The 9,731-nt window shown below is 70.8% G+C and carries 7 protein-coding genes and 2 pseudogenes; 4 read left to right on the top strand and 5 right to left on the bottom strand.

Translation table 11 applies throughout. The features are described 5' to 3' along the window. Positions 1-503: pseudogene (locus ACRDP3_RS14440) on the top strand (rRNA cytosine-C5-methyltransferase); the annotation flags it as partial. Between the two features lie 49 nt (positions 504-552). Here ACRDP3_RS14440 and ACRDP3_RS14435 read toward each other — a convergent pair. The 4 genes from ACRDP3_RS14435 to ACRDP3_RS14420 form a co-directional block, all read right to left on the bottom strand. Beyond that, positions 553-1,362 (bottom strand): enoyl-CoA hydratase, encoded by an 810-nt coding sequence (locus ACRDP3_RS14435; RefSeq protein ID WP_431517328.1) that lies wholly within the window; start codon positions 1,360-1,362, stop codon positions 553-555. Further along, the gene (locus tag ACRDP3_RS14430) at positions 1,359-2,519 is read right to left on the bottom strand and encodes a CaiB/BaiF CoA transferase family protein (RefSeq protein ID WP_431517327.1); all 1,161 of its coding nucleotides are present in this window, start codon (positions 2,517-2,519) and stop codon (positions 1,359-1,361) included. The genes ACRDP3_RS14435 and ACRDP3_RS14430 overlap by 4 nt, the downstream gene beginning before the upstream one ends. Then, entirely contained in the window at positions 2,516-5,467 is a 2,952-nt protein-coding gene (locus ACRDP3_RS14425; protein ID WP_431517326.1) for an FAD-binding and (Fe-S)-binding domain-containing protein, read from the bottom strand. Before ACRDP3_RS14425 ends, ACRDP3_RS14430 begins: the two co-directional genes overlap by 4 nt. Positions 5,468-5,531: 64 nt before the next feature. Continuing rightward, entirely contained in the window at positions 5,532-6,704 is a 1,173-nt protein-coding gene (locus tag ACRDP3_RS14420) for a pyridoxal-phosphate-dependent aminotransferase family protein (protein ID WP_431517325.1), read from the bottom strand. A gap of 98 nt (positions 6,705-6,802) precedes the next feature. Between ACRDP3_RS14420 and ACRDP3_RS14415 the strand changes: the two genes are divergently transcribed. Both ACRDP3_RS14415 and ACRDP3_RS14410 read left to right on the top strand, forming a co-directional pair. Continuing rightward, positions 6,803-7,567, top strand: coding sequence for an IclR family transcriptional regulator (locus tag ACRDP3_RS14415; RefSeq protein WP_431517324.1), 765 nt, complete (start codon positions 6,803-6,805; stop codon positions 7,565-7,567). Positions 7,568-7,787: 220 nt separating this feature from the next. Continuing rightward, positions 7,788-9,203 carry an SLC13 family permease gene (locus tag ACRDP3_RS14410; RefSeq protein WP_431517323.1) on the top strand — a complete coding sequence of 472 codons (1,416 nt, stop codon included), beginning with the start codon at positions 7,788-7,790 and terminating at the stop codon, positions 9,201-9,203. Positions 9,204-9,212: 9 nt separating this feature from the next. Here the strand turns inward: ACRDP3_RS14410 and ACRDP3_RS14405 are convergent, their stop codons facing one another. Then, entirely contained in the window at positions 9,213-9,527 is a 315-nt protein-coding gene (locus tag ACRDP3_RS14405; protein ID WP_431517329.1) for a hypothetical protein, read from the bottom strand. Between the two features lie 125 nt (positions 9,528-9,652). Here ACRDP3_RS14405 and ACRDP3_RS14400 point away from each other — a divergent pair. Beyond that, positions 9,653-9,731, top strand: a pseudogene (locus ACRDP3_RS14400) (ribulose-phosphate 3-epimerase); the annotation flags it as partial.

Here is a 9,731-nt window from a genome sequence, read left to right as displayed (position 1 = left end):
GCGCCGCGGTGCTCGCGGCCGAGAAGCAGCCGCACCGTGCCCGCCTCGTCGCCCGTGCCCTGGCCGGCAACCCCGGCCCGTACCAGGTCGTCACCGCCGATGCCACCCGCCCGCCCTGGCGGCCCGGCACCTTCGACCGGGTCATGGTCGACGTCCCGTGCACCGGTCTGGGCGCACTCCGCCGCCGGCCCGAGGCTCGCTGGCGGCGCGGCCCGGACGACGTGGCGGGCTTCGCGCCGCTCCAGCGCGATCTGCTGCGGCAGGCCCTGAACTCCGCACGGGTCGGCGGCGTCGTCGGCTATGCGACCTGCTCGCCCCACCTGGCCGAGACCCGCGCCGTCGTCGACGACCTGCGCGAGGAGACCGGCGCCGAACTGATCGACGCCCGCCCGCTGCTGCCGGGCGTCCCCGACCTGGGCGACGGCCCCGACATCCAGCTCTGGCCACACCTGCACGGCACCGACGCGATGTACCTCGCGCTGCTGCGCCGCCCGCCCGGCTGACCGGCTCCGAGCGGGGCGGCAGCAGACCGTGCCCGGTGTCCTCCTGCCCTCAGCGTCCTTGCCAGTCGGGGGCCCGCCCGTCCAGGAACGCTGCGACGCCTTCGCGGAAGTCGCGGCTGCCGTAGCACCGGGCGTAGAGGTCGTCGGCGGGGCCCGGTGCCGAGGCGGTGAGCACTCGCCGGTCGGCTTCCTTGAGGGCGGCGAGGGTGAACGGGGCGCACCGGGCGATGTCGGCGGCGAGCCTGCCGACGTGATCGTCGAGGTCGTCCGGCTCGACGATCGCCTGTACGAGGCCGGCCTCGTGGGCCTCCTGAGCGGTGATCAACTGGGCGGTGAGCAGGGCGCGCAGGGTGAGTGCCCTGCCCAGGGATGCGTACAGCCGGGCGACGACGGACGGGGCGAGGCAGTTGCCGAGGGTACGGGCGATGGGAGCGCCGAACACCGCGTCCGGGGTGCACAGCACCAGGTCACAGCAGGCGGTCAGCGCGATGCCGGCACCGACTGCGGGGCCCTCGACGACGGCGATCACGGGCATGCGCAGCCCGGCGAGGCGTTCGACGGCGCGGCCGACGCGCCGCTCGTAGGCGATGCCGTCCTCGCCCGTCGCGAAACCACGGAATTCGCGGATGTCGGTGCCGGCGGCGAACGCGCGGCCACCGGCGCCTCGGAGCAGCGTCAGCCGGACGTCGGGGTCCGCGTCGATCTCCTCGCAGGCCCCCTCGAGTTCGTCGTACATGCCCAGGGTCAGGGCGTTGCGCCGACGTGGGTTGGACAGCGTGAGGTGCGCGGCGTACGAGCGGGTGCCCGGCACCGGTTGCCGGGTCCAGCCGACGGACGGCCGGTCGTCTGCGTCGGTCACGCGTCCCCCAGGAGTTCCTCGTTGTGTTCGCCGAGCAGCGGGGGGTGGCGGCGCACCCGGGCGGGGGTGCGGCCGAGCTTGACCGGGAAGCCGAGAACCCGGCGCCTGCCCTCGACGGGGTGGTCGTACTCCTCGACCATGCCGCGCGCCCGGGCGTGCGGGTCGTGCTCGAGGATCTGTTCGTAGTCCAGGATCGGCCCGGCGGGCACACCCGCGTCCAGCAGCCGGGTCACGCACTCGTCGGTGCTCTCCGCCGCCAGCCGCCCCTCCAGCAGGGCGATCAGCTCCGCCCGGTGTTCCATGCGGGCGGTGTTGGTGGCGAACCGCTCGTCGTCGGTCAGATGCCCCAGCCCGAGCGCGGCGCACAGCCGGTGCCACAGACGCTCGTTGTTGGCGGCGACCGTCACGTACCCGTCCGCGGTCCGCACCACCTGGTACGGGGCGGACATCCGGTGCGCCGACCCGAGCCGCTGCGGCGCCCGGCCGGAGGCGAAGAGCTCGGTGGACTCCCACACCGACATGGCCAGCACCGCCTCGTACAGGGAGGTCTCCAGGTACTGGCCTTCTCCGGTTCGCAGCCGGTGGGTGTGTGCGCCGAGGATGGCGACGGCGCACAGCATCCCCGCCCCGAGGTCGCCCACGGGCAGTCCGCACTTGACGGGCATGCCGCCGGGATCGCCGGTGACGCTGACGGCGCCCGCCATGCCCTGGGCGATCAGGTCGTACCCGGGACGGCCCGCGTACGGGCCGTACTGGCCGAAGCCCGATATCGAGGCGTAGACGACGTCCGCCCTGATACGCCGTACGGCCTCGTAGTCCACCCCGAGCCGGGCGGCGACACCCGGCCGGAAGTTCTCCACTACGACGTCGGCCCCGGCGGCCAGCCGGCGGAAATCCGCCAGCCCGGCGTCGGACCGCAGGTCGAGCGTGACACTGCGCTTGTTCCGGTTCAGCGCGTGGAAGGCCGGACTGTCACGGCCGGGCAGTGGGGCGTCCCAGGACCGGCGGACCTGGTCGCCGGAGCCGGGCGGCTCGATCTTGATCACGTCGGCGCCGAGGTCGGCGAGGAGCATGGTGCAGTACGGCCCGGCCATCACCTGGGTGAGGTCCAGGACGCGGATGCCGTCGAGAGCGTCGGCGGAAGGGCTGGTGGTCATTGCCGGATCTCTCCTTCCAGCGCCGCCCGCACCAGCTCGACCGGGTGCCAGGCACTGCGTTCGGTGCCGTGGAAGATCTGCTGCCTGCAGGAGACGCCGGTGGCGGCGAGGACGGTCTCCTCGGGTTCCGCGGTGATCGCTGGGAAGAGGCGGTCGTTGCCGACGGTCATGGAGACGTCGTAGTGCTCGGACTCGAATCCGAAGGAGCCCGCCATGCCACAGCAGCCCGCGTCCAGTTCGACGACTTCCGCGCCCGGAATCCGCTCGAGCAGCGCCACGGTGGCCGCGGTGCCGACCTCGGCCTTCTGGTGGCAGTGGCCGTGGTAGAGGATTCTGCGTCCGGCGGGCCAGGCGTCCTCGCGCAGCCGGAGCCGGCCGTCGTCGATGGCCTCGGCGAGCAGTTCCTCGACCTGGCGGACCCGCCCGGAGATGTCCTGGACGGCCGGGTCCTGCGGCAGCATGGCCGGGTGTTCGTCGCGCAGGGTCAGCAGGCAGGAGGGCTCACAGCCGACGACGGGCGAGCCCGGCTCGGTCGTTTCGGCGAGCAGCCCGGCCAGCTTGCGCGCCTGGTCCCTGGCCTCGTCGACGAGGCCCTTGGAGAAGTTGGCGCGGCCGCAGCAGCCCCGGGCCTCCAGCGAGACCCGCCATCCGGAGTGTTCCAGCAGTTCGACGGCGGCGCGGCCGATACCGGGCTCGGTGTAGGTGGTGAAGGAGTCGGCGAGGTAGGTGACCGTGCCGAGCGGGGCCTGAGCCGCCGCGGCCCCGCGCCGTCGGAACCAGCGCACCAGGTTGCGGCGGACGTAGACCGGCAGTGGACGGGCCGGGGTGATGCCCAGCCACCGGTCCATCAGCGCTCGCACGGTACGGAGTCGCCCGGGGAGGTTGGACAGGGGTGCGGTGGCCGAGCCGAGCCGGTTGAGCGAGCGGATGGAGCCGAAGATCCTGGATCTGCGGGGGACTCCGTGCTGGTCGTGATGGTGGGAGAGCGATTCCGCCTTGAGGGTGGCCATGTCGACGCCGAGCGGGCATTCGCTCTTGCACGCCTTGCACATCAGGCACAGGTCGAGGATCTCGTGTAGGCGCCCGTCGCCCAAGGCGCGCTCGGGCCGCGGGTCGGAGAGCGCCTTCACCAGAGCGTTGGCACGGCCGCGGGTGGAGTCCTCCTCTTTGTACGTCGCCATGTACGAGGGGCACATCGCCCCGGTGTCGCTCTTGCGGCACAGCCCGATGTTCATGCAGCGGTCCGCGGCGCCGCGCATGCCCCCGACGACCTCGAAGTCCAGCCGGGTGCGCAGCGGCCCGGCGGGCGGCAGGGCGGGGTCGCGGAGGTTGTCGGTCATGGCGGGAGCGTCGACGATCTTGCCGGGGTTGAGGCGGCTGTGCGGGTCGAAGAGGCCCTTGACCCGGCGCATCGCTTCGTAGAGATCGTCGCCGAAGATCTCGCGGTTGAACTCGCTGCGGGCCAGACCGTCGCCGTGCTCACTGGAGTTGACGCCGCCGTATTCCTTGACGAGGTCCTTGATCTCTTCGGCGACGGCTCGCATCGTGGCGATCTGGGCGGGATCGGCCGTGTCGACGAAGGGCCGGATGTGCAGACAGCCGACCGAGCAGTGGCCGTAGAAGCCGGCGCTCAGACCATGGCGGTCCAGCACCTCCTTGAAACGGCCGGTGTATTCGGCGAGATGGACGGGGTCGACGGCGGTGTCCTCGATGAAGGCCAGCGGCCGGCGGGTCCCTTCGCCGGCGGCCATCAGCAGGCCGAGGCTGGACTTTCGTACCTTGAGGAGGGAGCTCTGCTGGGCGGGCGTGACCGCCTTCAGCGTGTGATAGCCGTGGCCGTGGCGTGACCAGAGCGCGGTGAGCCGTTCCAGCCCGCCGAGCAGTTCGCGTTCGTCGTCGCCGGTGAAGCTGACGAACAGGAGGGCCTCCGGATCGCCTTCGAGGATGCCGCTCAGCGAGGCGTATTCGATCTTCTGCCGGGCCAGGTCCAGGATCGTACGGTCCATCAGCTCCACCGCCCCCGGATCGCAGGTCAGGGCGTCCTCGGTGGCGCCGATGGCGGCGGCGACCGAGGCGAAGTGCCCGACGGCGATCACCGTACGGGTGGGTTTGGGCACCAGGTCGACGAGGGCCCGGGTCGCGACCACGAGGGTCCCCTCGGAGCCGACGACGAATTTCGCCAGGTCGAAGCCGTCGTTCCCGTGGACCGAACGGGCCACCCGGTCCAGCCGGTAGCCGCCGGCGCGACGCCAGAACTCCGGGAATCCCGCCTCGATCGCCCCGGCGTACTCCCCTGCGATCCGGGGGAGTTCGCCGTAGAGGCGCGCCTCCAGGGTCGGCAGACCGGCGCGGCGAACCCGCTCCTCTTCATCGACCGGGGCCAGCCGCGCCTGGGTGGCATCGGCGAGCACGACGTCGAGTTCGCGTACGTGGTCGATGGTCATGCCGTAGCGGATCGACCCGCTGCCGGCCGAGTTGTTGCCGATCATCCCACCGAGGGTGGCGCGGTTGCTGGTGGAGGTGTCGGGGCCGAACATCAGGCCCAGTGGCGCGGCGGCCCGGTTGAGCTGGTCCTGCACCACGCCCGTCTCGACCAGTGCGGTCCGCCGGTCCGCGTCGATCTCCACGATCCGGTTCATGTACTGGGACAGGTCCAGTACGAGCCCGGGGCCGACGGTCTGGCCGGCCAGGCTGGTGCCCGCTCCGCGCGGCACGACCGGTACGCCGTATTCGCCGGCCGCCGCCACCGCCGCCTGCACATCACCGGCGTGGCGGGGGAAGGCCACGCCCAGCGGTTCGATCGCGTACATGCTCGCGTCGCGGGAGAAAAGGTGCCGGGTGTAGTCGTCGAAGTGGACGTCGCCGTCCAGCTCCTTGCGGAGCCGGGCCTCCACATCACGGGCCGCCGCGTTCCGGGCTGCGGTGACGTCGCCGCTGATCGCTGTCATGTGCCGCTGACTCCAGGGACGTGTGGATGACGGGTCGTACGCGCTCGGCCGCCGGCGGGGAGAGTCACTCGGAGCGCATCAGGTCCAGCGCGGCCCCGAGACCGCCCGAATCGACGGGCACTCCGGCGAGTTCGAGCCCCATCTGCACCCCGGCGAGCGTCCCGGCCAGCGACAGGTCGTTGAAGTTCCCGAGGTGTCCGATACGGAAGACACGGCCGCCGAGTCTGCCGAGGCCCGCGCCCAGGGACATGTCGAACCGGTCCAGGATGATCCCGCGGACCTTGTCCGCGTCGTGGCCGTCGGGGACGAGCACGGCGGTGAGCGACCCGGAGGCCTCCCGTTCGTCGGCGCACAGCACGTCGAGGCCCCAGCCGCGGACGGCGGCGCGGGTGGCGGCGCCGTGCCGGGCGTGCCGGGCGTACACGCTGGGCAGACCTTCCGCGGCGAGCATGCGCAGAGCCTCTTCCAGGCCGTAGAACAGATTGGTGGCCGGGGTGTAGGCGAAGGAGCCGAGCCTGTTCGCCTCGATGATCGGCTGCCAGTCCCAGAAGGCCTTGGGCAGGCGGGCGGTACGGGAGGCGTCCAGCGCCTTGCGGCTGACGGCGTTGAAGCTCAGCCCGGGCGGCAGCATCAGCCCCTTCTGCGAACCGGCCACGGTGACGTCGACGCCCCACTCGTCGTGCCGGTAGTCGATGGAGCCGAGCGAGGAGACGGTGTCGACGAGCAGCAGCGCCGGATGATCCGCCGCGTCCATCGCCTGGCGTATCTCCGCGATACGGCTGGTGACCCCGGTCGAGGTCTCGTTGTGTACGACGCAGACCGCCTTGACCGCCCGCTCCTTGTCCGCGGCGAGTTTCTCGGCGAGGACGTCCGGGTCCGCGCCGTGCCGCCAGTCGCCGGCCACGAAGTCGCCGTCGACTTCGAGGCCGAGGGCGCGGGCCATCTCGCGCCAGAGCGTGGCGAAGTGCCCGGTCTCGAAACAGAGCACCCGGTCGCCGGGGCTGAGGGTGTTGACCAGAGCGGCTTCCCAGGCTCCCGTCCCGGAGGCGGGATAGATCACGACAGGTCCGTCGGTGCCGAACACCGGTTTGATCGCATCGAGGAGACGCAGCGTCAGTGCCGAGAACTCCGGGCCGCGGTGGTCGATCGTGGGGGCGGCCATGGCACGCAGTACCTGGTCGGGAACGTTGGTGGGACCCGGGATCTGCAGGAAGTGGCGACCGGTGCGCGGCGTCATGGGTCGACTCCTCGGAAGAGGTTGTGCCGTGAGGTGGCACGCTATATCGTGTGACGGCACAGCGGAGCATAGGGTTCGCCTTCGGAACGAGTCAATGGATGCAGAACGTCGTCAACGCCCTCCGGGCGCTGGAAGAGGTGGCCGCACGGCAGCCGATCGGCGTGGCCGACCTGGCGCGGGCTCTGGAGCTGCCCAAGAGTTCCGTGCAGCGCACCCTGGTGACGCTGCACACCGCCGGATGGATCCGCCCCACCGGCGGCGCCCCCACCCGATGGGTGGTGACCACCAAAGCGCTGCACGTCGGCCGGCACGCCACCGACGAGCTCGGGCTGCGCGACGTCGCCCTGCCGGTGATGGAGGAACTGCGCCGCCGTACCGACGAGACGATTCATCTGGCGGTACGGGAGGGCGGCAAGGTGGTGCTCGTGGAACGGCTGGAGACGGGTCAACCGGTGCGGATCATCCTGCCGTTGGGCCAGAATCTGCCCGTGCACGCGTCCGCCAACGGCAAGGCGGTGCTCGCCGCCGACCCGGCCGAGGCTGCCGAGCGGTACATCTCCGGTGGGCTGCCGGGCTTCACCGGTGCCACGATCACCGACCCGCGGCGGCTGCGTACGGAGTTGGCCGACACACGCGCACGCGGCTACGCGACGAACGGCGGTGAGTGGCGCACGGACGTCTCGGCCGTCGCGGCCGCGGTGATCGGGGATGCCGGACTGCCGGTCGCCAGCATCAGCATCAACGTACCCACCAGTCGCATGACCGAGGATGCGGTGCCGGCCTACGGAGCCCTGGTGAGCGAGGCGGCGAAGAAGGTCAGCGCCGCACTGGGCCACACCCGCGGAGCGGGCGGGGGGCAGTAGACGAATCCGGTCGCGAACCCTTGACGCGTCCCGGCACCCCTCTCATACTCGCCCAAGGCGAAAACCGGATTCCGGATCACGGAATAGTCCTGCGTGCGTAAATGAGCCCCAACAGCGCGCGCAGAGGGCGGAGTCGCGGGACCGGCAGGTTCCTGATTCCCGTTCAGAAAGGTGCCGGCACGCCTGCGAAGTGGCCGTCGACCGAAGGCGAGGAAGCCTCGTGTCAGATCACGTCATATCCATTATCGGGCTGGTGCTGGTATTCGCCGTCGCCACCCTTACTTCGGTCCATATGGGCGCGCTCGCCATCGTCGCCGCTTTTGTGGTCGGTTCCGCATTCGTCGGTGAATCCGCGGACGACATCTTCGGCGGGTTCCCGGGCGATCTGTTCGTCGTACTCGTCGGCGTCACGTTCCTGTTCGCCATCGCGAAAAGCAATGGAACCGTGGACTGGATGGTCCACCGGGCGACCCAGGCCGTAGGCGGCAGGATCGCGCTCATACCGTGGGTGATGTTCCTGGTCACGGCGGTAATGACCGGGTCCGGAGCGGTGGTGCCGGCGGCCGTCGGAATCATCGCCCCCATCGGTATGGGTTTCTGTGTGCGCTACCGCATCAACCCGGTCCTCATGGGCCTGCTCATCATCAACGGTGCCAGCGCCGGAGGCTTTTCACCGATCAGCGTCTTCGGCAGCATCACGAACGGCGTCGTATCGAGAAACGACCTCGCCGGGAATCCCACGCTGCTCTTCGTCAGCTCGTTCCTCTTCAACGTCCTGCTCAGCCTCGTCGTTTTCGTCCTCTTCGGCGGGCGGAGCCTTCTCGGCCGGCGTGCCGAGGACGAATCCCCGGCGGAGCCCGGTGAACCGGATCGTGGTCCGCTGGTGGCGGCAGCCGCCGCTGCCGGCTCCGACGGCAAGCCGGCAGCGGGAGGCAGCGGGAGCTCCGGTGCGGTGGCACCCCAGGGCGGCACCGGCCACACGCCCGCACCCGCGCCGGCCGGCAGCGCGGAAGGCACCCTCGAGGATCAGCCCCTGCGCCTCGACGGCACCCGGATACTGACCCTGCTCGGCCTGGTCAGCCTGGTCGTCGGATCTCTCTTCTTCGACCTCGACGTCGGCCTGATGGCTCTGACCGTGAGCGTGGTGCTCACGCTCGTCTCCCCGGCGTCGGCCAAGGGGGCGGTGGACCGCTGCGCATGGTCCACGGTCCTGCTCGTCTGCGGCATCGTGACCTTCGTCAGCATGATGGAGCGCATCGGGACCATCGACTTCCTCGGTGACAGCGTGGCCTCCATCAACGCCCCGCTGCTGGGGGCGGTGCTGATCTGCTTCATCGGGGCTGTGGTCTCCGCGTTCGCCTCCACGACCGGCATCCTGGGCGCGCTCATCCCGCTGGCCGTGCCGTTCCTGCAGGGCGGTCACGTCGGTGCGGTCGGGCTCATCATCGCCCTGGCGATCTCCTCGTCCGTGGTGGACTCCTCCCCGTTCTCCACCAGCGGTGCGCTGGTCACCGCGAACGCACCGGAGGAGCAACGGGACACCGTGTTCCGGCGCCTGATGGTGTGGGGATTCAGCATGGTCGCCATCGCACCGCCTCTCACGTGGCTGTTCTTCGTCGTGCCCGGCTGGCTCTGAGCGCTCACCTCACCGATTCCGGTCGCCGGCTTCCACCGCATCGGCCCGGGCCCGGGACCCGGCCTCCGGCGTGAGGGTGATCCCGAGGTAGATCACCACGGCGATGGATCCGGAGGAGTCCAGCAGGAAGTCGAAGACGGCCGGGGTGGGCAGGAAGTAGTTGGCCACGACGGTGGCCAGGCCGATGCTCGACGCGAGCAGCAGAGCGGGCACGGGTACGCGGTTGCGGGCGGTACGGCCGAGCAGGCGTGGAGCCTCACCACGGTCGGCGAGGCTGAAGACCGTGCGGGAGGACGCGTACAGCCCGGTCGGCGACGAGCTGATGTGGGCCGGTGGCTCGCGTCACGCGGGGGGATGGCATCATCCCGCTTGCGACGCCCGGACTCCGCATGCTGCTTCCCTGGGGATAATCAGGCCCCTGACCTGCGATTTCATGATAGGCATGACACATGGTTCAGATCAGTCCCAGCATTCTCTCCGCCGACTTCGCGCGCCTCGCCGACGAGGCGGAGGCGGTGCACGGTGCCG

Origin of the sequence: Streptomyces sp. (assembly GCF_050698815.1) — a bacterium.
Classification (GTDB): domain Bacteria; phylum Actinomycetota; class Actinomycetes; order Streptomycetales; family Streptomycetaceae; genus Streptomyces.
This window is presented reverse-complemented; position numbering and strand designations above follow the sequence as displayed.